The following is a 19,849-nucleotide window of genomic DNA, read 5'->3' on the forward strand; positions in this document are numbered from 1 at the left end:
CAGGCGCGCGAGCGGACCGCGCAGGGCCGGAGCCGGCGCTGCCGGGGAGAGCGGCCCGGCCGGAACGCCCCGCTCCGAGACGTTGAGCGCGGCGAGGGTGTACGTCGCGGCGACGAGGTAGAGCGCCATCCACATCGAGAACGACATCTCGGTGGTGGAGGCAGTGGCGGCGACGATCTGGATGAAGGTGAGCGTGAGCGTCTGCCGGGCGCCGCGCGGTGTCCGGGGCGTGTCGGCCTGATAGAAGACGATGAAGACGAGGAGCCTCAGCGCCGCGCCGATGAGATTGCGCGTCGCGAAGAAGAGGTCGGCGATGAAGAAGACGAGCGCGAGGATGGCCGCTCTCTCCCAGAGCAGCTTGCGCCGCTCGAGGCTTTCGGGGGAGGCCGGCGGAGCTCCCCAGCGGCGGCGCTGGTGGATCGCCGCCGCGAGGAGAAGGGCGGCGTGGATCGGGCCGACGGCCTCGGCGACGAAGAGGGCGCCGGCGCTGAGCGCGAGGCAGGCGCACAGCCCCTGGACGGCGGTGAGGTGCCGCGCCACGCGCGCGGGGAGATTCATGGCGCGAGCGGCTCGAGCCGCAGCGGCGTGCGGATCGAGGGATCGAGGGAGAGCGTGATCCGCTGCGCCCCCGCCGGGCCCGGGCCGTGCAGCGGGGCCCGCGCGTCGCGTCGCGGTTGCACGGTCGCGAGGTAGAGCATCGCGTCGCGCCCCTCGAGGGGCCGCGACGGGACGCCGTCCAGAGAGACGATCAGCCGCCCCCGGAGACCCTTCCCCGCGCAGTAATCGAGGATCGACGCGGCCGTCTCTACCAGCCCCTCGAACGCGGCCGGGGCCGACGGGCCCGCCGCGCGCTCGTCGAGGACGATCTCGATCGCCCGCTCGTGGTCCGCCTCGAGCTCCTTCATCATCGTCCGATCGAGCCGGGCCGAGGCCTTCCAGTCGATCTGGCGCGCGTCGTCCTGCGGCGTGTAGTCGCGGATGTTGAAGAGCTCGGCGCCGTCGCCGAGCCGGCGCGCCGGGTCCGCGCCGGCCGCGGGGGCGGCCTCGATCCAGATCGATCGAAGCCGCGTCCGGCGGGGAGTCACGACGATCGCGTCCGCCGGCGCGCTCCGCCGCGCGCGGCGGAAAAGGCCGAACGGGTAGGTGGTCGACACCCGGAGCCCGATCGCGGAGTGAACTCCCCGTTTCGAGGCGCGCGCTTCGATCGCGACGACGGCGCGCGCGCCGGGGGCGAGGGCGGCGACGATCGCGGCCGGCGCCTCCCCGGGGAAATCCGCGAGCGTGACTTCGGATCCTCCGGTCGGCAGCCACGCGTCCAGCGAGGCCGCCTCGATCCCGACGAGGAACGCCTCGCCGGCCGCGACCTGATCGGGAAGCACGAGCGAGACGCGCAGGTGCCGCAGCGAGCGAGTCGTTGCGACGAAGGCGAGGATCGCGAACCCCGTCATCAGGGAGAGGACGAGGTACAGGAGGTTGTTCCCGGTGTTGACCGCCGCGCCCGTGAGGCAGAGGAGCAGGAGCAGGAAGCGGATGAGGAAGGGAGCGGTGCGGGTCATGGTGGTGTCCAGAGACTTCGGTCTCCGCGGCTCGCCGGCGGGCGAGGCGATGCGGCGAGATTCTCGGCGATGGTGTTACCCAGGTCAAGTACTCGGGGTGTCCACGGCATCACCCGGTAATCCGCTTCGAGAGACGGATGGCCCGACCAATGGGAACCCAGCGGATCGTGCTGACAAGACAGAGATGGAACAAACGTGGACATTTTGGGGCATTTCGAGCTGCTCACAATCAAAGCCCTGAATTTCCTCTTGACTTGAATTCATTCATCTGGTACGAGTGCCGAGTCTCGACCAAGAAGAGATCCGATATACCGCTCAGGTTTCCCTACGCATTCCCCGCTTGCGGCGGAGACAGGAGGAACGAGAGATGAAGAGATGGGTGACGTTTCTGGGCCTTCTTGCGGCGAGTGTCATGATCACTATCTTTATCGTCACGGATCCCGGCGAGATTCGTGCGAGCGTCGGCGCCAACGGCGACTATACCAAGGTGATTCGCGCCAGGGCAGCCAAGTCGGGGCAACACGTCGTGTGGGTCGGCCACGGATTGATGACGAAAGTCAACGGAGTGCAGATGGCGATGTTGCCGTACTCGGCTCCAATCCTCTTTGACAAGGAGGACATCGGCCGCCCCTTCGACAAGATTCGGAATCGCCAGACTCGCCGCGAGATCGAAGGAGCTCTCAAGAGCCAGAACACGCTGGCGACCCTCGAGGGATCTCAAGCGTTGAGTCAGCGAATCGATGCCGCGATGTCGGTCGCAAGCGCCGGTAAGGTTTCTCAGATCTCATCCCTTCAGTTCGGCGCCAATGGAGCCGAGCGCATCGAGACCGATCCCCTGCCCCCGAAGCCCGGTGGGAATTGCGGTCTGGGAGATCCGGAGTGCCCAGGCTGCTACACGGACCTGGGAACGGTCTACGGGATTCAGTTCTGCGGGTATGCGTGCGTCAATTGCCGCCCTCAAGGCTGAGCATCCGACATGGTCCGAAGTCGACTTCTTGTCATCGTAGCGGCCACGGCGGCCTTGATAGGGATCGCCCCTTTCTGGTCGGCTCACGCATCAAAGCCAACCGACCCGGTACGCCTCAAGAGACTTCGCTACGAAGAGATCCAGCCCTATCTCGAAGCCAGATACACCATCCGCGAGGGCAGGTTGTGGTTATGCACGCCCACCAATTTCGCCAAGATCCCCCACGATCCACTTCTGGAGCAAGTGTCCCGTGAAACCGCCGAACTGTTCTGGGCTACCGGGCAGAAGATAACTCCATTCATCGATCTTTCGACTTACCGTGACGCGGATTCTCCTTGGGGGGCCTTCGCGGATCCGCGAATCCGAGCTCTCGTAACGCCATCGCTTGAGGAGGCCAGAGCGAAATTGCTGCGAGACATCTCCGGCGATCGCAGGGGTGAGTGAGCGAATTCTTCGTGGGGGAGCGCCGGACACTCCGCTCCCCCGCGAGCCCCGGCGCGGCAACAACCAAGGCAAGATCGAGGAAACTCCGAGAATCTCGTCCGGATTTGACCAACGAGAAGAGCTCAATCGGCGCCGGCTGGCCAGCGTAGAATGGGCTCTTCTTGTCGGGGGGCCGAGCGGGATCCGGTCCGATCAGGCAGTTGTCCGCCCGCGCTTGGTGCGCCGGGATCCGAGCCAGATGTAGAGCCGCACCATCCGCACGTTGAACACGTACTCCCCCTGAACATCTCCCGGTCGAAGCACATTGAGCCGCTTCATCTTCTGCAGAAAGTTGTTGAACTTCCGATTCTCCGAATCCGTGAGGCCCTTCGCGACATCCGCCCGGCGAAACGTCATGTCGAGGCCGGTCCCCGCGATCTTCTTCAGGATCGAGCGATAGTCGTCGCTGCGCAGCACGCTGAGGACCTGCTGGTCGAAGTACTTCTTGCCGACCTCGTCGGCCGCTGCGATGACTGCGTCGAGCGCGTCATCCGAGTCGATGACGCCATCCCGATCCGACCAGAAGGCCGCATCGCCCACGAGGTGCATGATCTTCGGGAAACCGGCCGAGTATTCGGTCATCTGACGGATCGCGTCCGGGCCGACCTTCACGTGGATGCTCTCGAAGGCCTTCGTGAAGAACTGCGACATCTCCGGCGGTGACATCGTCTCGACCTCAACGACGTCGAATACACGATCCACGGGCTGGTGGCGTCGAATCATCTCACGGCGCCTCTCCTCGACGCCGCACACCAGCAGCAACAGCGGGAGCGGTTCCCGCGCGAGCGCGTTGGTGTCCACGATCTCCTTGATGAAGTGGGCGAACTTGGGGTTGGAGGTGATTCCGTTGATCTCGTCAAGGACGAGAAAGATGCCTTTCACGCCGGTATCGGCGAGGCGTGACACAACCTGTCTCAGGAACGGCAACAAACCCGACGCGATCGCCGGCGCATCCCTCTTGAGGGCTTCAGCGTGAACGGTCACTCCGAAGAGGCTTTGTTCTCCGATGTACTTGGAGAAAAACTCCCGCACCTTTTCGGATTTCCTGGGATCGAACGCTCCCGATCGAATCGTGGCCTCGAGAATCGCCGCCCCGACGTCATCGAGGTTCGCCGCTGAGCCGAGGGGTGCGTGGATGCCGTGAAGGCCGTTCTGTCGCTCGGCAAGAAACTGAACGTAGTTCGCGATGGAGCTCTTGCCGATCCCGTACTCGCCCTGGAGGAAGATGGCGACAGGTTTACCCGCCGCGACCTGTCCCACTCCACGGGTCATGATGTGGTCTATCTGGGTGCTTCTTCCCACGAAGAGGTCGACGGGTACCGGTTGGCTGGGGTAGAAAGGGCTCCTGCCCTTGGTCGCTCGAATGTCGGCTGCCCTGTCCGCCCCTCGGTTGGAAGCGCCTGCCTCCGCGCCCGAACATTATATCCGGCCATGGGCGCAGCCAAGACTCGATCGGAAGCCTAAACCGGCACCGGAACCCGGTGGAGGATCTCCTCCATGATCAGCCGCGCGGTGACGCCGCTGCGCGCGGCCGCGGCGGTGGGCTTGAGCACGAGCCGGTGCGCGAGGACGGGGAGGGCGAGCGCGGCGATGTCCTGGGGGAGGACGAAGCGCCGCCCCTCGACGAGGGCGAGGGCCTGGGCGCCGCGGAAGAGCGAGAGCGATCCGCGGGGCGAGACGCCGAGCTCGATGGCCGGGTGCCGGCGCGTCTCCAGCACCAGCGCGAGCATGAAGTCGAGGAGGGAGTCGTCGACGTGGACGTCGCGGACGCGCTGCTGGAGCTCGACGACCTCGCCGGCGCTCAGCACCGGCTCGAGCGTCTCGCCGGGATTCACGAGCCGCTGGCGCACGATGATCTCCCGCTCGGCCGCCTCATCGGGGTATCCCATCTCGACGCGCATGAGGAACCGGTCGAGCTGCGAGTCGGGAAGGGGGAATGTCCCGTGATGCTCGACCGGGTTCAACGTCGCGACCACGAAGAACGGGTTCGGCAGCGCGTGCGTCTGCGAGTCGACCGAGACGCGGAACTCGCCCATCGCCTCGAGCAGGCTCGACTGCGTCTTGGGGGTCGCCCGGTTGATCTCGTCGGCGAGGACGACGTGCGTGAAGAGAGGCCCGGGCTTGAACTCGAAGGCGCGCAGCTCGGGGTTGAAGATGGTGACGCCGATGATGTCGGAGGGAAGAAGGTCGGACGTGAACTGGACGCGCCGGAAGGCGCACCCGAGCGATCGGGCGAGGCTGCTGGCGAGGGTGGTCTTGCCGACGCCGGGGATGTCCTCGATGAGGAGGTGGCCCTTCGCGAGGAGCGCGACGACGGCGAGCTTCACCGCCTCGTCCTTGCCGCGGATCGCGCGCCCGATGTTCTCCCTGAGGGCGCCTATCCTTTCCGCCGAGTCCAACCCGCGTCCTCCCTGGGAACTCTCGCCGCGCCGCCCGCGGGCGGCCCACCTTCGGCCGTGGCTCAGTAGCGGTGAATCAGGCCGCGCGCCGCGAGGTCGTCCATGACGCGATGGTTGATCTCGTCCCACTCCTCGGGAGGGATGCCCAGGAAGACGCTGACGACGGCCGGATCGAACTGCGTCCCCGAGTACTTGAGGAGCTCCGATTTCACCCGCTCGTACGTCGTCCCCACCCGGTAGGGGCGGTCCATGCTCATCGCGTCGAGGCAGTCGACGACGGCGAAGATGCGCGCCCCGAGAGGAATCTCGTCGCCCTTCAGGCCGCGCGGGTACCCCGAGCCGTCGAACCGTTCCTGATGACAGTAGACGATCGGCACCGCGCCTTCGAGGAACCTGACGGAGGAGAGGATGCGGCGGCCGAGCTCCGGGTGCTGCATCATGACGAGCCACTCGTCGGCGTCGAGGGGTCCTGGCTTCCTGAGGATCGCGTCGGGGATGCCGATCTTGCCGACGTCGTGGAGGAGCGCGCCCCACCGGAACTGCGTCAGCTCGGGCTCGTCGATCCCCATCCGGCGCGCGACGGCGACCGTGTACTCGGCGACGCGTCGCGAGTGGCCCTGGGTCTCCGTGTCGCGCGCGTCGAGCGCCTCCATGAGCGCCTCGAGCGTCGTGTCGTACGTGGCGTTGATCTTCTCGAACGCGACCTTCAGCTCGCGGAAGAGGCGCTCCACCTCGTCAGACTTCTGCCTCAGCTCTCGCGTGCGCTCGTCGACCTTGCGCTCGAGGTCGAGCTGGTACTCGAGGTTCTCGTTGATCAGCCGCCGCTTCTCGAGCGTCCTCTCGACGGTGAAGACCACCTCGTCGAGGTTGAAGGGCTTGGTCAGGTAATCGCTCGCGCCGAGCCGGATCGATCGCACGGCAGTGTCGACGTCGACGACGCCGGTGACCATGATGACGTCGAGCGACGCCTGCTCCGACTTGATCTGCCGGAGAAGCGCGATGCCGTCGCCCCCCGGCATCGAGATGTCGGAGAGGACCAGGTCGTACGTGTTCGCGCGGATCTTCCTGAGAGCCTCGGCGGCGTTCTGGGCGCTGTCGCAGGAGTACTCGAGCGCGGAGAGACGCTCGAGGAGAACCTCGCGGATGATCATCTCGTCGTCCACGATGAGGATCCGGTTCTTCGAGGCCATTCCGTCAGCTCACCTTTCTCGAAACGCGCCGGCGCCGGGACGGGCGCAGGCCGCGGGCGTCTTCGGAAGCAACCCGAATATAGGAGTCGCGCGCTCCCGCGCCATGAAATTCCCGGGTTCTTGCCCCGGAAGCGGCATCCGCCGGGCCCGGGGAGCGGCGATTCTACCAGCCGGCGATTCGCCGCTCCAGCCGGGCTCTTCGACGGACCACCGCGGCGCGCGAAATCCGGCCGCCGGCCGGGCGTCACGGGGCTGACGGGCGCGGCCGACGGCCTTCTGACGGGGGGTGTGAAGGGCCCGCGCCTTGACCTGCCCCGGACCCTCTGGTACGGTCTGCCTTCCCTGAACAAGAGACTCGAAACGGCGATTCGGGAGCCATTTCCCGCGCGGTGCTGGGGTAGCTCAGAGGCTTAGAGCACCTGACTGTGGATCAGGGGGTCGAGGGTTCAAATCCCTCCCCCAGTACCATCGGCCGCCTTTCCTCGGAACGCCGCGCCGACTTCACCGCGAGGGCTGAAGATGCCGGACGCACCTTCGGGGCGCGTGCAGGCGCGAACGGTCAAAGGGTTCCGCGACATCCTGCCGCACCAGATCGTCGCGCGGCGAGGGATGATCGAGAAGCTGCGGAGCGTCTTCGAGAGCTACGGCTTCGTTCCCCTCGACACGCCGGCGCTCGAGTACGTGGACGCTCTCCTTGGCCTCGGCGAGGAGGGGACGAAGAGCCTCTTCCGGATGACGTCGCCGGAAGGCGAGGAAGTCGCCCTCCGCTACGACCTCACCGTCCCCCTCGCGCGCGTGGTTTCGCAGTACCCGAACCTGCCGCGCCCGTTCCGCCGCTACCAGGTCTCCCCGGTCTGGCGCGCCGACAAGCCGGATCCCGGCCGCTTCAGGGAGTTCATTCAGTTCGACATCGACTCGGTCGGGTCGCCGACGGTCCTCGCGGACGCCGAGATCCTGCTGGCGATGGACGAGGCGTTCGCCGCCCTCGGCCTCCGCGCGTACCGCATCCGCTACTCGTCGCGCAAGATCCTGAACGCACTCCTGAAGTACGCGCGCCTCGACGGAGAATCCGGCGTGAGGACGCTCCGGATCCTCGACAAGCTCGACAAGCAGGGGCTGAAGTCGGTCCTCCTCGAGCTGGGCCCGGGGCGCGTGGACGCGAGCGGCGACAGGATCTCCGGGCTCGGGCTCTCCCGCGCGTCGATCGACGCGGTGGAGCGATTCGTGAGCCTCGAGGGAGTGCCCGGTTGCGGCCGCGCCGGCCTCCTCGACGCCGTGGAAAAGCTCTTCGCATCGGTCGACGGCGCAGGGGAGGGGATCGCCGAGCTCCGCGAGATCGACAAGTACCTGACGGCGGCCGGCATCCCTGACAGCCGTGTCGCCGTCGACCTCAGCATCGCGCGCGGCCTCGACTACTACACCGGCCCCATCTTCGAGGCGATCCTCACCGACCTCCCCGAGTTCGGCGCCGTTTTCGGCGGCGGCCGCTACGACGGCCTCGTCGAGCGCTTCCTCGGGACGAAGGTCGAGGCGACCGGCGCCTCCATCGGCGTCGATCGGCTCCTGGCGGCCCTCGACAGGCTCGGCCTCGTCCCCCAGGGCTGGGCGACGGCGCGCGTCCTCACGACGGTGATGGATCAGGGGCGGATCCCCGACTACCTCGCCATGACGCAGGAGCTGCGCGCCGCCGGCATCCCGGCCGAGATCTACATGGGAGGCCCCGCCGGGATGAAGAAGCAGTTCGCCTACGCCGACAAGGTCGGCATCCCCGTCGTGCTCATCGCCGGCTCGAACGAGTTCGACGCCGGGACCGTGTCGATCAAGGACCTGCGCGAAGGGAAGCAGCGCGAGGGGGACGCGGCGGATCGGGAGGCCTGGGTGAAGCAGCGCTTCGGGCAGAGGACCGTGCCGCGGGCCGAGATGATCGCGACGATCCGGTCGCTCCTGGAGGCGCCATGACGGCGGCGGCCATGAAGATCAGCGGTGAGGGGATGACCCTCGCCGATTTCCTCTCCGTCGCGCGCCATCCCCTCCGCAAGACGTCGCTCGATCCGGCCGCCGCGTCGCGCGTCGCGGCGGCACGCGCGTGGGTCGAGGAGATCACGCGCACCGGCCCCGGCGGAATCCGGGCGGCGATCTACGGCTGCAACACCGGGTTCGGCATCAACCGCGAGATCGCGATCCCGGAGGCCGATCTCAAGCGCCTCTCTCGGAATCTCCTCCTGAGCCACGCGTCGGGGGTCGGCCCCGATTTTCCCGAGGACGTCGTGCGGGGGGCGATGCTCCTCCGCGCCAACGCGCTCGCCAAGGGTCTCTCGGGATGCCGCGTCGAGGTGGTGACGACGCTCCTCGAGATGCTGAACCGGGGGGTCACGCCGTGCGTGCCGATCTACGGCTCGGTCGGAGGGAGCGGCGACCTCGCCCCGCTCTCCCACATGGCGATCGTCCTCAGCATGGATCCCGACGAGGCGGACGGGAAGCAGGGGGACTACGACTCGGGGAGGGCCCGCTTCAGCGAAAACATCCTTCCGGGGGCCGAGGCGATGGCCCGCGCGGGGATTCCTCGCCTCCTGCTCCTCGAGAAGGAGGCGCTCGCGCTCAACAACGGAACGCAGTTCATCACGTCGATCACGGCCCTCGGATGCGCCGACGCGTCGCGCATCGGATCGGCCTCGACCGTCGCGGCGGCGATGACGCTCGAGGCGATCCGCGGGAACGCCGACTTCACCGACGAGCGGGTGAACGCGTCGCGAGGCTTCCCGGGGCAGGTCGAGACCGCGGCGACGATGAGGCGCGCCCTCGCGGGGAGCCGCCTCGTCTTCGATCACGCCGCCGATCGGGACGCGTATCTGAAGTTCCTGGAGGAGAAGCGGGCCGGACGCGCGCCCGCCCCTTTCCCGAAGGAGGGGATCCACTCCCCGTACTCGATCCGGACCTGTCCTCAAGTGATCGGCGCGAGCCTCGACGCGATCGGCTTCATCCGCGCCACGCTGGAGCGCGAGATGAACTCCGCGAACGACAACCCGCTCGTCTTCGTCGACGCCCCCCGCGACAACAAGTCGTTCTCGGCCGGAAACTTTCACGGCGCTCCGGTCGCGATGGCGGCGGACTTCCTGAAGATCGCGGTCTGCGAGATCGGCTCTTCGAGCGAGCGCCGGGCGGCGCTCCTCCTCGACTCGAAGTTCAACCGCGGCCTTCCCGACTTCCTGATCGAGGACAGCGGCCTCAACTCGGGGCTCATGGTGCCGCAGTACCTCGCGGCGGGGCTCGTCGCCGAGAACCGCGTTCTCGCGCACCCCGCGAGCGTCGATTCGATCCCGACGGGGAACGGCTTCGAGGATCACGTCAGCATGGGGACGCACGGCGCGCGGCAGGCCCGCGAGATCGTTTCGAACGTGGCGACCATCGTCGCCGTCGAGCTCCTGTGCGCCTTCCAGGCGCTGCACCTGCGCCAGAAGCTCATGGCGGCGGACGGCGAGAGGTTCGCGCCGGGGCGCGGGACGCGCGCGGCGATCGACGCGATCCGGGCGATCGGGGTCGAGCCCTACACCGTCGATCGGTCGCCGGCCCCCGACATCGATCGACTGCGCGAGGCGATCCTCGCGGGGCGGCTCACGGCCGAGGCGCTGATCGGGTAGGCGGGGTCGGTCGGCTCTACTTCGTCGTCGGCCAGCCCCAGCCGATCAGAAACGAGACCTGAGCGTACTGGGCATTGCCGCGCCTGCCCAGGAAATGAATCGAGCTCCCGCTGCGAACCCGGGCATCGACGCCCAGATTCAGACGGGCGCCGCGGCGCCAGAAGGCACCGCCGTGGGCGTACGCCCCCTTGGACCTGTCCTGCGAGTAGATGGTGCCGCCCCCGAACGGTCCGAGTCCCTGAAAGGTCGTGACAAGCGACACTCCTCCCCCGACGAACGGGTGCACGCTTGTTTCGCCGGATCCCCAACTCTTGTTGACGCCGAACGAGTTGTCCTCCACGACGTCGGCCCGCTTGAGCCCATGTCTATCCCTCCGCATCGACTCCTGGTGTCCCGTCTCCAGGTGGATCGGCCACGTGGCACGGCCGAAATCCACGGTGACTCCGGCGAGGGTTTGCCGGTCGAAATCACCCCAGTAATCGCGGTTCGTCATCGAGCGCCGTCCGACGACGAAGTTGGCGTTCCCCTCGGCGAGAACCGGAGCACCGAGAGCGCAGACGATCCATCCGGTAACAACCAGCACGAGCGCCCGTCTCATCCAAGTCACCTCCATCCTCTCGTTCACAAGGTGCGTCACGCGCTCGACCTCGGCCTGGGGGGCCTCGGCGCCGCGTCGACGTCGATCGTCGCCCTCTTGATGATGTCGGCGGCGGTCCCCTGGATCGTCGAGTTGACCGCGGCGCGCGGCGCCTGCTGGATGAGCATGCGGTCGCTCGACTTCATCTCGGGGAAGTAGCGCCGGCGGTTGAAGAGGGTGGTCACGACGTCGTCGCGCTCGCGACCTGTTACTTGCTCCTGGGCCAGCCGAAGCCGAGGAGCACGCCGAGCTGCGAGTAGTTGGCGTCGCCGCTCAAGCGGAAGAGCGTGATGTCCGTGCCGAACAACACGCGCCCGTCGAAGCCGAGGTTGAACCGGTGGCCGAGCCGCCAGAAGATCCCCCCGTGGATGTACTCGCCCAGGGAGCTGTCGCTGTCGCTGACTCCGGCGCCCTCGATCTTGGCGGTGACGTTGGCGAGGCCGCCTCCGGCGAAGACGTGCATCTTCCCGGTCTTCAGGTCCCACCGCTTGTGCGCGCCGAAGCAGATCTCATGAACCTGACCCTTGACGTCCGCTCCGAACACGTTTTCCGTGTGATTGGATCCCTGAAGACAGCCTTCGAGCTCGACGGGCCAGCCTTTGATCTCGAAGTCGACGGTCGCGCCGAAGACGGTCTGGGAATCGAGCCGGTCCCAGTTGTCGTCCGGAAGCGATCGATTCCCCAGGACGAAGTTGAGGTTGCCGCTGCTGGCGAAGGCCGGCGATGCGAGCGCCGCGATCATGACGACTGCTGCGAGGGTCAATAGATTTCGCTTCAATATGAATCTCCTTTTATGACGACGGGAAAGGATCAACGCGCAGCATGATACTGCAGGCGAGCCCACGAGCTACGTCACCTCCATCCACGACCGTCCGATCTTCACGTCGACCACGAGAGGCGCGGTCAGCGCGCACGCCCCTTCCATCCTCTCCTTCACGAGGCGCGAGACGCGCTCGACCTCGGCCTCGGGGGTCTCGACGACGAGCTCGTCGTGGACCTGGAGGATCATCCGCGAATTCAATCGTCCGGCCGCCAGCGCCGCATCGATGTCGATCATCGCCCTCTTGATGATGTCGGCGGCGGTCCCCTGGATCGTCGAGTTGACCGCGGCGCGCAGCGCCTGCTGGATGAGCATGCGGTCGCCCGACTTCATCTCGGGGAAGTAGCGCCGGCGGTTGAAGAGGGTCGTGACGAATCCGTCGCGCTCGAGGCCCGCGACGGTGCGATCCATGTACTCCTTCACGCGCGGGAAGCGCGAGAAGTACTGGTCGATGAAGTCGGTGGCCGCCTTCCGCGAGATCGAGAGCTCGCGCGCCAGGCGCACCGGCCCCATGCCGTACAGGACGCCGAAGTTGATCGTCTTGGCGCGACGCCGCATCTCGTCGGTGACGAGCGGCGGCATCACGTCGAAGATCTGCGCCGCCGTGCGGCGGTGGATGTCCTCCCCCTTGAGGAAGGCGTCCTGCATCTCCGGGTCGTCGGCCATGTGGGCGAGGACGCGCAGCTCGACCTGCGAGTAGTCGGCGGCGATGAAGACGCACCCCGGGTCGGGGACGAAGGCGGCGCGTATCTTTCGCCCCGTCTCCGTCCGCGCGGGGATGTTCTGGAGGTTCGGGTCGGACGAGGAGAGGCGTCCCGACGCCGCGACGGTCTGGTTGAACGACGTGTGGAGCCGGCCGGTGGTCTCGTTGACGAGAAGCGGGAGGGCGTCCACGTACGTCCCCTTCAGCTTCGCGAGAGATCGGTACTCGAGCACCTTCGCGGGGAGCGGGTGCTGCGCGGCGAGGTCCTCGAGGACCTCCTGGGAGGTCGAAAGGGCCTTGCTCTTCGCCGTCTTGCGCTTCGACGCCAGCTCCAGCTTCTCGAAGAGGATGTCGCCGAGCTGCTTGGGCGACTGGATGTTGAAGGAAACGCCGGCCATCTCGTAGATCTCCCCCTCGAGACGCTTCAGCTCGCGGTCGAGATCGCCGGCCATCGCGCGCAGGACCGATTTGTCCACGCGCACCCCCGCCATCTCCATCGCCGCGAGGATCGGCACGAGGGGAAGCTCCATCTTCTCGTAGAGATCCTCCATCTCGCGCTCGACGAGCATCGGGGCGAGCTTTGCCCGGAGCCTCAGCGCGACCTCGGCGTCCTCGGCGGCGTAGCGCGCCACCGTCTCGACGTCCACGGAGTCGAGGGTGACCTGCTTCACGCCGCTCCCGGCGATCTCCTCGTACGTGATCGTCTTGTAGCCGAGGAGGTCGCGCGCGAGGTCGTCGAGGTTGTGGCGGCGCCGCGACGGATCGACGACGTACGAGGCGATCATCGTGTCGAACTCGAGGCCACGCAGCTCCACGCCGTGCCGGCGGAACATGATGATCTCGTACTTGGCGTTCTGGCCGATCTTCGGGAGGGTCGCGTCCTCGAGGAGCGGCTTCAGCCGGGCGAGCACCTCTTCGAGGGGAAGCTGGACGGGGGCGCCGAGGTAGGCGTGGCCGATCGGGATGTACGCCGCCACCGCGGGGCGGCTGCAGAGCGAGACGCCGACCAGCGTGGCCTTCACCGGGTCAGGGCTCGTCGTCTCGGTGTCCACCGAGAGGACGCCGTCGGCGCGGCACCCGGCGAGGAAGGCGTCGAGATCCGGCAAGGTCGTGATCGTCCGGTGCACGAGCGACCCCTCGGCAGCCGGGGCGAACTCGTCGACCAGCGCGGTGAACTCCAGCTCCTGGAAGAGGCGGTGGGCCTCGGCGCGATCGGGGCCGACCGTCTTCAGCGCCGCGAGATCGAGATCGACCGGCGCGTCGCGCATCACGGTCACAAGCGTACGGCACTTCAGAGCCTGCGCGTGATGCTCGTGCAGCGCGTTCCAGTACTTCTTACCCATGCGCCCGATCGCCGCGAACTCTCCTTCCGATCTCTTCGCGGCCTCGTCGACCGAGCCGAAGGCCTTCACGATGTCGCGGGCCCCCTTCTCGCCGATGCCGGGAACCCCGGGCACGTTGTCCGAGGCGTCGCCCATCAGCGCGAGGACGTCGACGACCTGGGAGGGCGGGACGCCGAAGATCTCCTCGACCTTCGCCTCGTCCATCAGGACGTTTCCCTTGTTCGGGTTCAGGATCTTCACGCCGGGGCGCACGAGCTGGAAGAGATCCTTGTCGGAAGTCACGATCACCGCGTCGTGCCCGAAGGCGACCGCCTTCTCGGCGAGAGTCGCCATGACGTCGTCGGCCTCGTAGCCGTCCTTCGTCATCACCGGCACGCGAAGCGCCGCGCACACCCGGTACACGAGATCGAACTGGGGGATCAGGTCGTCGGGCGGGGGCGGGCGGTGCGCCTTGTACTCGGGGAAGCTCACGTGGCGGAAGGTGGGCTTCTCGGTGTCGAAGACGACGGCGACGTACACCGGCCTCTCGTCGTTCAGGAGCTTTCTCAGCATCGAGGTGAACGCGTACGCGGCGTTGGTCGGGAGCCCCTTGCTGTTCGTCAGCTTCGGGGTGGCGTGGTAGGCCCTGAAGATGTTGTACGTGCCGTCGATCAGGAAGAGGGTCGCCATGGCTGGTCAGGATATCGCAACGCGCCGGCTTCGTTCGCTCACCGATTGACGTGAGGCGCCCGCCCCTCAATATTCGCGATGTCATGCGCCAGCGGAAGCTCCGCGCCCGCGCGCGCCGCGGTCATCACCCTCTTGCCGCGGCGGCGATGGCCGCCCTCGTTTTCGTCGCGGGGGGCTCCGCCCTGGCGGGAACCCCGACGCTCACGACAATCACGATAGACGGCAACTTCGGCGACTGGGCCGCCGTCCTCGCCGATCCCGACAACGTCTTCCTCGACGGGCCGGCGGGGGGCCGCCCCGACCTCGACGCCCCCTCGGACGCGTATCTCGACATCGACACCGTCGCCTTCACCTGGGACGCGACGAACCTCTACTTCTACATCCATCGGCAGGGAACCGTCGCGAGCGTCAAGTACTTCTGGTTCTTCCTCGACGCGAACAACAACGGGCGCATGGAGCAGGGTGAGCCGATGCTCCGCCTCGAGTGGCACGGGAGCAGCCGCAGCACGAACCTGAGGCGCGACTCCTACGCCGCCGTCAACACGACCGTGGGCGACGCGATCAGCAACGCCGGAGTCCACGACGGCTACAAGCTCCCGGGGCAGAACACCAACGGCCCCGGGATCGGTAACCTCAACGGCGGATCGTTGGACGGGAAGTCGGCCGAGGCCGTCATCTCGTGGGCCAACGTCGGCGTCGCCGCGGGCTCCGCGATGAACATCCACATCTCGTCGACGAGAAACTCCGCGGCCATCCCGTCGGATGTCGCCGACAACGTGGGCGGCACGAACTACTACACGACCGTCGCCTTCGTTCCCAATCGCGCGGTGACGACGACGCCCGGAACCTCGGCGGTCATGGCGCACACGATCACGAATACCGGAAACGTCGCGGACGTTTTCGATCTGTCGTTCACCACTTCGGGGACGTTCACTCCCTCGTCCGTCACCTTCTATCGCGATGCCGACGCGAGCGGGACGCTGACGGCGGGGGACACGGTCCTCGCCGACACGGACGCCGACGGGAAGGTGGACACGGGGTCGGTGGCGGGGCTCGGAGGCGTCATTCGGGTCCTGACCGTCATCGCGACGCCGAATGTCGCCGTGGGGAAAGTGGCGACCGTGGTGGGGAAGGCCACGTCGTCGGTGGACATGTCCGTGTCGGACACCGCGACCGACGTCGTCACGCTCGGGGGGCCGGTGCTGACGCTGTTGAAGTCCGCGAGCCGCGCGACGGCGACGCCGGGGCAGTCGATCGCCTACACGGTGACGTACACGAACGCGGGAAATCTCGACGCGCAGAACGTGGTCCTCATCGATCCCGTCCCGTCGCCGGCGAAGTATCTCCCGGGCTCGGCCTCGGGGGCTGGGACGGCGATCACCTACTCGCACGACGGCGGGGCGACCTACGACGCGTCGCAGGCCGGCGTCGTCACCCACGTGAAGTGGACTTTCGCGGCGGGGGTCGCGGCGGCCGCGACGGGGACAGTCGGTTTCTCTGTAACCGTTCCCTGAGTTCTTGTTTTCCACGCGCCTCGGGAATGGCCTCCGAGGCATGTCTTCCGGCCCCGCTCTGGACACCCGTCTCTTCCTGGGCCTGCGCGCGTGGAGTTCGGGCGCGGGGACCGGCGTGGGCGGTCGCCCTGCGCGACCGCCGGGACAGGACGGTGGACGGCTGAACGGAATTGCATGCAGCACTCCGGGATGTGGGCACATACGAGCGCGGACAGTACGCACGATGTCGCGTCGTCGAACTATCCGGCCTTCAAAGGCCCGGCGACCTTGTACGTGTTGAGGAGGACGCCGGACGGCGTGGCTGTCGTGCTGACAAGCTCGAATGCGCGTGCCGGGGTCTTCTCTCTAAAGAAGCGCTTCCCGGTGCCCAACAGAACCGGAGAGACAATCAGCACGGCTTCATCCGCAAGCCCATGTTCGAGCAGCGTCGATGTCAGTGTGGAACTTCCCGAGAGGACGAGGCCCGGGCCGTCCTGCGACTTGATGCGGCGAACGCCCTCGACGAGGTCCGGTCCAATTCCCTCGAACGGGCCCCACTCAAGACTCTCCGAACGATGCGTCGCGACATATTTCGTCGCCGCATTGAGGCGGTCCGCCAACGGATGGCTCGGCGCCTTTGGCCAGAAGCCCGACCAGATATCGTAGGTGCGACGACCGAGCAGCAGATCGAAGCGCTCGCCATGCGCGGCCGCTACTGCGTCCCGGCCGGCGGGAGTCCGATAGGGCGCGGTCCAGTCGCTGTAAGGGAAGTCGCCGTCATCGGCGGAGTGCTGGATCACGCCGTCCAGCGAGATGTGCTCGATGATCTTGAGCTTTCTCATGCGCTCTTCCCCGGCTCCGCCGGGATCGGGAAGCGTTCCTGGACCCACGCTTGCCAGAGTGGTTCCATGCGGGCGACAGTTCCGGCCGCCTGATCGCCGTACATGTAGAAGCTCATCGCAACCATGGTCTGGCTGCCGCCGGGGAACGTGAAGACGCCAAGGGCGGCGACGCCTTGCCCCGGCTTGTCGAGGCGCAGCAGGGCGTCGTACGGATTCCGGGTGACGTACTCCACCACGCCGCTGAGCGCCGGGACACCCGCCGGCGCCGTCCAACGCTGCCCGACGCTGAAGCCTTTCAGTCCCAATGCCGCGGTCAGCGTTCCCCAGGCATCCGCTTCGGTTCCCGCGACGGGAGCCGCCAACTGCCGGATCGCGGAGCGTTGGCCGCGAAAGTGCGTGAGATAGATTCGCAGGTTGCGCAAGAAACCTGAAAACCCGGACTTGGTGCCTTCCAGCTGGTCGTCCCACTCGTCCGTGCTGGCGAAAAGGCTATGGACAATGCGGACGATGCACACACCACCCGCGCGGGGTTCGACGCTCCACTCGGTCGCGATGGGCGGCGAGCCACCCCAACCCTCGCCCTGCGCGGCAAACATCCGCGGCGGATCCCAGGCCGTCAGAGGAGAACTGGGATCCATGCCCGGGCCGAAGCTCAACTTCAGTGCGACGGGCTTCCCGTCGCGATCCTCGAACTCAGCCGGCACGAACCAGGACGAAATTCCCGGCCCGGTGGCGATGGCCTGCCAGACTTCCTCCGGCGTGCCGGGGACCTCGAGTTCGACCTGGAGGGAACGGCGCCCGGAGGCTTCTTGCTTCACGCTCATGATGGCTCCTTGAGATCGGATGTTTTCGGCAGAGGGTGCGCCACGACCACCAGGCGATGCGCGCGGCCGCCGCGGGCGGATTCATCGTGGTACTTCGAAATGAGCCTCGTGATGGCCTCGGCGAGCTCGGCGCTGAAAGCCGCCCGGTCCGCCGGCGACCGGAAGCGAACCTCGGTATCCACCGCCAGGGTCGCCAGGCGTTTGCCCGCCTTCTTTGCACGACGAACGAGGTCGGCCACCTCGCGGACGATCCGCGCGCCCAGAGCGATGAGATAGCTCGCGGACAGCCGATCGACTTCCCGATGGGGATCCATGGCGACCGGTCCCAAGGCACTCGGCGAAACGATGTAGGAAGCAGCCGTCGCCACAAGCAGGCGTTCCGTCAGCCCGCCCCACTTGCGTTCCTGGGCGAGACGCACCAACCCGTGCGCCTCCAGCGCGCGCAGATGGTAGTTGACCTTCTGCCGAGGCAAGCCGACCCGCGTGGCCAATGTCGCCGCCGAGGCGGGCGCGGCCAGCTCGGAGAGGAGTCGACTCCGCATGGGCTCCAGGGCCACCGCCGCCGCCGCCGGATCATGGATGACGTGGATATCGAGCATGAGGAGATGGTACTCTTGACAACTATTGTTGTCAAGCCCGAATTCAGGCTTTTCTACCGTTGACGTTGGGCACCAGAAGACCGAGTTCGGCTGTCGTTCTCAGCTCCTCACTCGTTCCCGCGCTCCGCCGGAACCACGGACGACCTCTCCTCGTAGGCGCCATCCTGCCAGGGAGGGGAGTGCCGATGAATCCGAGAGTTCCCACCGCTATCTTGCTGCTTGCGCTGAGCCTCACGATGGATTCCTGCGCCCGAGTGGGACAGCGTCCCGCCGCGGCCCCCGGTCGCCGCGTGAACGACAAGCTGACACCCTGCCGGGTCTCGGGCGTGGACGAGGAGGTCCTCTGCGGCCGGTACGAGGTCTATGAGAACCGCGCCGCCGGAACAGGAAGGAAGATCGGTCTCAACATCGTGGTCCTGCCGGCGAAGACACCGGATGTGGCCCCCGACCCGCTGGTCTTCCTCGCCGGCGGCGGCGTCGCGCCGGCCACCCGTTACGCGGGTTTCCTGAACCGGGCGCTCTCCGACTTGAGGCTCCACCGCGACATCCTGCTGATCGATCAGCGGGGGAGCGGGGCCTCCAATCCGCTGGAATGCGATCTGCCCACGGATCCCGCGAGCGCGGAGTATCGCGACGAGGCCCGCTTCCTTGCGGCGGTCCGCCGTTGCCGCGCGGAATTGGAGAGCAAGGCCGACCTGCGCTTCTACACGACCCCCGTGGCGATGGACGACCTGGACGAGGTCCGCTCCTGGCTCGGGTATCCGCGGCTGAACCTCTACGGCGTGTCGTATGGAACCCAGGCAGCGATGGTCTACCTGCGCCAGCACCCGGAGCGCGTCCGGTCGGTCGTCCTGCATGGCGTGGTCCCCTTCGACGTGCCGATGTGGCTCGAGTTTCCCCGGTCCACCGAAGCGGCGCTGGACCTGGCCTTCGCCGCGTGCGCCCGGCAGCCGGGTTGCCACGATGCCTTTCCCAACCTCGCGCAGGAGTTCAGCGCACTCCTCACGCGCCTCGCCGAGAAGCCGGTCGAGGTCAAGGTGAGCCAGACCGAGACCGGCCAGGAGGTCGAGGTCCCGATCGACGCCGAGATTCTGCGCGGCTTCGTCGTGCGTCTCCTGTTTTCGGCGGAGAGAATCCACGACCTCCCCCTGTTGATCCACCTCGCCGCCGCGGGCGACTACCAACCGATCGCCCGGAGGCTGGCTTCCAAGGAAGAGAGCGGGATTCCGAAGGGCGTCTATCTCTCGATCGTCTGCAACGAGGAGTTGCACTTCGACGCCGCCGCGGTGCCGGCGGCAGCGGCCGGCACCTTCCTGAGCGACTTCCGTGTCCGCCGGGAAATCCTTGCCTGCGGCGAGTGGGTGCGCGGCTGGCTGCCGGAGGATTACTGGACCCCGGGCCAGTCCAACGTTCCCGCTTTGATCCTCACCGGAGCCCTGGATCTCGCGACGCCGCCGCGCTACGGCGAGAGGGCGGCGCGGTCCTTCACCAACTCGCGCCATCTCGTCCTGCCCAACCGGTCACACAACGACACGGACCCGTGCGTCGCGCAGATGGAACAGGCTTTCGTCACCGCCGGCCGCGTGGAAGGTCTGGATACGAGTTGTCTCGCGAGGACGGAGGATCTCTCCTTCGCGCTGCATGCGGACGAGCTGGCGGACTGAGTCTTTCGCGGCCTGCCGATCG

The 19,849-nt window shown here is 67.1% G+C and carries 17 protein-coding genes and 1 tRNA gene; 7 read left to right on the forward strand and 11 right to left on the reverse strand.

All coding sequences use genetic code 11. From position 1 onward, the window contains the following. Both HY049_13430 and HY049_13435 read right to left on the reverse strand, forming a co-directional pair. On the reverse strand, nucleotides 1–558 hold a 558-nt coding region (locus HY049_13430; protein ID MBI3449903.1), incomplete at its 3' end, for a DUF3488 domain-containing protein. Beyond that, nucleotides 555–1,556: a DUF58 domain-containing protein gene (locus HY049_13435; GenBank protein ID MBI3449904.1), complete on the reverse strand. Its 1,002-nt coding sequence runs from the start codon at nucleotides 1,554–1,556 to the stop codon at nucleotides 555–557. The genes HY049_13430 and HY049_13435, both read right to left, overlap by 4 nt. Before the next feature lie 367 nt (nucleotides 1,557–1,923). Here HY049_13435 and HY049_13440 point away from each other — a divergent pair, with 367 nt between their 5' ends. Continuing rightward, nucleotides 1,924–2,523 (forward strand): hypothetical protein, encoded by a 600-nt coding sequence (locus tag HY049_13440; GenBank protein ID MBI3449905.1) that lies wholly within the window; start codon nucleotides 1,924–1,926, stop codon nucleotides 2,521–2,523. Nucleotides 2,524–3,159: 636 nt separating this feature from the next. On the opposite strand, the gene HY049_13445 is transcribed toward HY049_13440, so the two are convergent. From HY049_13445 to HY049_13455, 3 genes are all read right to left on the reverse strand, one after another. After that, nucleotides 3,160–4,278, reverse strand: coding sequence for an ATP-binding protein (locus HY049_13445; GenBank protein MBI3449906.1), 1,119 nt, complete (start codon nucleotides 4,276–4,278; stop codon nucleotides 3,160–3,162). A gap of 188 nt (nucleotides 4,279–4,466) precedes the next feature. Continuing rightward, nucleotides 4,467–5,405 (reverse strand): MoxR family ATPase, encoded by a 939-nt coding sequence (locus HY049_13450; protein MBI3449907.1) that lies wholly within the window; start codon nucleotides 5,403–5,405, stop codon nucleotides 4,467–4,469. A 62-nt stretch (nucleotides 5,406–5,467) separates the two neighbouring features. Next, nucleotides 5,468–6,595, reverse strand: coding sequence for a response regulator (locus tag HY049_13455; GenBank protein ID MBI3449908.1), 1,128 nt, complete (start codon nucleotides 6,593–6,595; stop codon nucleotides 5,468–5,470). Between the two features lie 391 nt (nucleotides 6,596–6,986). On the opposite strand from HY049_13455, the gene HY049_13460 reads away from it, so the two are divergent. From HY049_13460 to HY049_13470, 3 genes are all read left to right on the forward strand, one after another. Beyond that, a tRNA-His gene (locus tag HY049_13460) sits at nucleotides 6,987–7,063 on the forward strand. A 51-nt stretch (nucleotides 7,064–7,114) separates the two neighbouring features. Beyond that, nucleotides 7,115–8,554, forward strand: a complete 1,440-nt coding sequence (gene hisS / locus HY049_13465) for a histidine--tRNA ligase (protein MBI3449909.1) — start codon at nucleotides 7,115–7,117, stop codon at nucleotides 8,552–8,554. Further along, on the forward strand, nucleotides 8,551–10,233 hold the full coding sequence (locus HY049_13470) for a histidine ammonia-lyase (GenBank protein ID MBI3449910.1): 1,683 nt from the start codon (nucleotides 8,551–8,553) through the stop codon (nucleotides 10,231–10,233). Before hisS ends, HY049_13470 begins: the two co-directional genes overlap by 4 nt. Nucleotides 10,234–10,249: 16 nt before the next feature. Here the strand turns inward: HY049_13470 and HY049_13475 are convergent, their stop codons facing one another. Next, nucleotides 10,250–10,831 (reverse strand): hypothetical protein, encoded by a 582-nt coding sequence (locus HY049_13475; protein MBI3449911.1) that lies wholly within the window; start codon nucleotides 10,829–10,831, stop codon nucleotides 10,250–10,252. Between the two features lie 35 nt (nucleotides 10,832–10,866). Next, nucleotides 10,867–11,223: a hypothetical protein gene (locus HY049_13480; GenBank protein ID MBI3449912.1), complete on the reverse strand. Its 357-nt coding sequence runs from the start codon at nucleotides 11,221–11,223 to the stop codon at nucleotides 10,867–10,869. Between the two features lie 158 nt (nucleotides 11,224–11,381). On the opposite strand from HY049_13480, the gene HY049_13485 reads away from it, so the two are divergent. Beyond that, nucleotides 11,382–11,636, forward strand: a complete 255-nt coding sequence (locus HY049_13485) for a hypothetical protein (protein MBI3449913.1) — start codon at nucleotides 11,382–11,384, stop codon at nucleotides 11,634–11,636. Between the two features lie 81 nt (nucleotides 11,637–11,717). Here the strand turns inward: HY049_13485 and polA are convergent, their stop codons facing one another. Further along, nucleotides 11,718–14,405 (reverse strand): DNA polymerase I, encoded by a 2,688-nt coding sequence (polA, locus tag HY049_13490; GenBank protein ID MBI3449914.1) that lies wholly within the window; start codon nucleotides 14,403–14,405, stop codon nucleotides 11,718–11,720. An 83-nt stretch (nucleotides 14,406–14,488) separates the two neighbouring features. On the opposite strand from polA, the gene HY049_13495 reads away from it, so the two are divergent. Beyond that, entirely contained in the window at nucleotides 14,489–15,919 is a 1,431-nt protein-coding gene (locus HY049_13495; protein MBI3449915.1) for a DUF11 domain-containing protein, read from the forward strand. A 239-nt stretch (nucleotides 15,920–16,158) separates the two neighbouring features. Here the strand turns inward: HY049_13495 and HY049_13500 are convergent, their stop codons facing one another. Genes HY049_13500 through HY049_13510 form a run of 3 tightly spaced genes read right to left on the reverse strand, consistent with a single transcriptional unit; the run spans nucleotide 16,159 to nucleotide 18,163 of the window. Continuing rightward, nucleotides 16,159–16,740 carry a dihydrofolate reductase family protein gene (locus tag HY049_13500; GenBank protein MBI3449916.1) on the reverse strand — a complete coding sequence of 194 codons (582 nt, stop codon included), beginning with the start codon at nucleotides 16,738–16,740 and terminating at the stop codon, nucleotides 16,159–16,161. After that, on the reverse strand, nucleotides 16,737–17,564 hold the full coding sequence (locus HY049_13505) for an SRPBCC domain-containing protein (GenBank protein ID MBI3449917.1): 828 nt from the start codon (nucleotides 17,562–17,564) through the stop codon (nucleotides 16,737–16,739). Before HY049_13505 ends, HY049_13500 begins: the two co-directional genes overlap by 4 nt. Continuing rightward, complete coding sequence (locus HY049_13510; protein MBI3449918.1) at nucleotides 17,561–18,163, reverse strand: helix-turn-helix domain-containing protein; 603 nt, start codon at nucleotides 18,161–18,163, stop codon at nucleotides 17,561–17,563. The genes HY049_13505 and HY049_13510 overlap by 4 nt, the downstream gene beginning before the upstream one ends. Nucleotides 18,164–18,417: 254 nt before the next feature. Here HY049_13510 and HY049_13515 point away from each other — a divergent pair, with 254 nt between their 5' ends. Continuing rightward, nucleotides 18,418–19,827, forward strand: coding sequence for an alpha/beta fold hydrolase (locus tag HY049_13515; protein MBI3449919.1), 1,410 nt, complete (start codon nucleotides 18,418–18,420; stop codon nucleotides 19,825–19,827). Nucleotides 19,828–19,849: the final 22 nt, after the last annotated feature.

The organism is Acidobacteriota bacterium (genome assembly GCA_016195325.1).
Classification (GTDB): domain Bacteria; phylum Acidobacteriota; class Polarisedimenticolia; order JACPZX01; family JACPZX01; genus JACPZX01.

Coding starts and splice junctions, on each gene's coding strand:
- HY049_13435 (MBI3449904.1), bottom strand. CDS start 1,556: ATGACCCGCACCGCTCCCTTCCTCATCCGCTTCCTGCTCCTGCTCCTC.
- HY049_13440 (MBI3449905.1), top strand. CDS start 1,924: ATGAAGAGATGGGTGACGTTTCTGGGCCTTCTTGCGGCGAGTGTCATG.
- HY049_13445 (MBI3449906.1), bottom strand. CDS start 4,278: ATGACCCGTGGAGTGGGACAGGTCGCGGCGGGTAAACCTGTCGCCATC.
- HY049_13455 (MBI3449908.1), bottom strand. CDS start 6,595: ATGGCCTCGAAGAACCGGATCCTCATCGTGGACGACGAGATGATCATC.
- hisS (MBI3449909.1), top strand. CDS start 7,115: ATGCCGGACGCACCTTCGGGGCGCGTGCAGGCGCGAACGGTCAAAGGG.
- HY049_13470 (MBI3449910.1), top strand. CDS start 8,551: ATGACGGCGGCGGCCATGAAGATCAGCGGTGAGGGGATGACCCTCGCC.
- HY049_13475 (MBI3449911.1), bottom strand. CDS start 10,831: ATGAGACGGGCGCTCGTGCTGGTTGTTACCGGATGGATCGTCTGCGCT.
- HY049_13485 (MBI3449913.1), top strand. CDS start 11,382: ATGAACCTGACCCTTGACGTCCGCTCCGAACACGTTTTCCGTGTGATT.
- polA (MBI3449914.1), bottom strand. CDS start 14,405: ATGGCGACCCTCTTCCTGATCGACGGCACGTACAACATCTTCAGGGCC.
- HY049_13495 (MBI3449915.1), top strand. CDS start 14,489: ATGCGCCAGCGGAAGCTCCGCGCCCGCGCGCGCCGCGGTCATCACCCT.
- HY049_13500 (MBI3449916.1), bottom strand. CDS start 16,740: ATGAGAAAGCTCAAGATCATCGAGCACATCTCGCTGGACGGCGTGATC.
- HY049_13505 (MBI3449917.1), bottom strand. CDS start 17,564: ATGAGCGTGAAGCAAGAAGCCTCCGGGCGCCGTTCCCTCCAGGTCGAA.
- HY049_13510 (MBI3449918.1), bottom strand. CDS start 18,163: ATGCTCGATATCCACGTCATCCATGATCCGGCGGCGGCGGCGGTGGCC.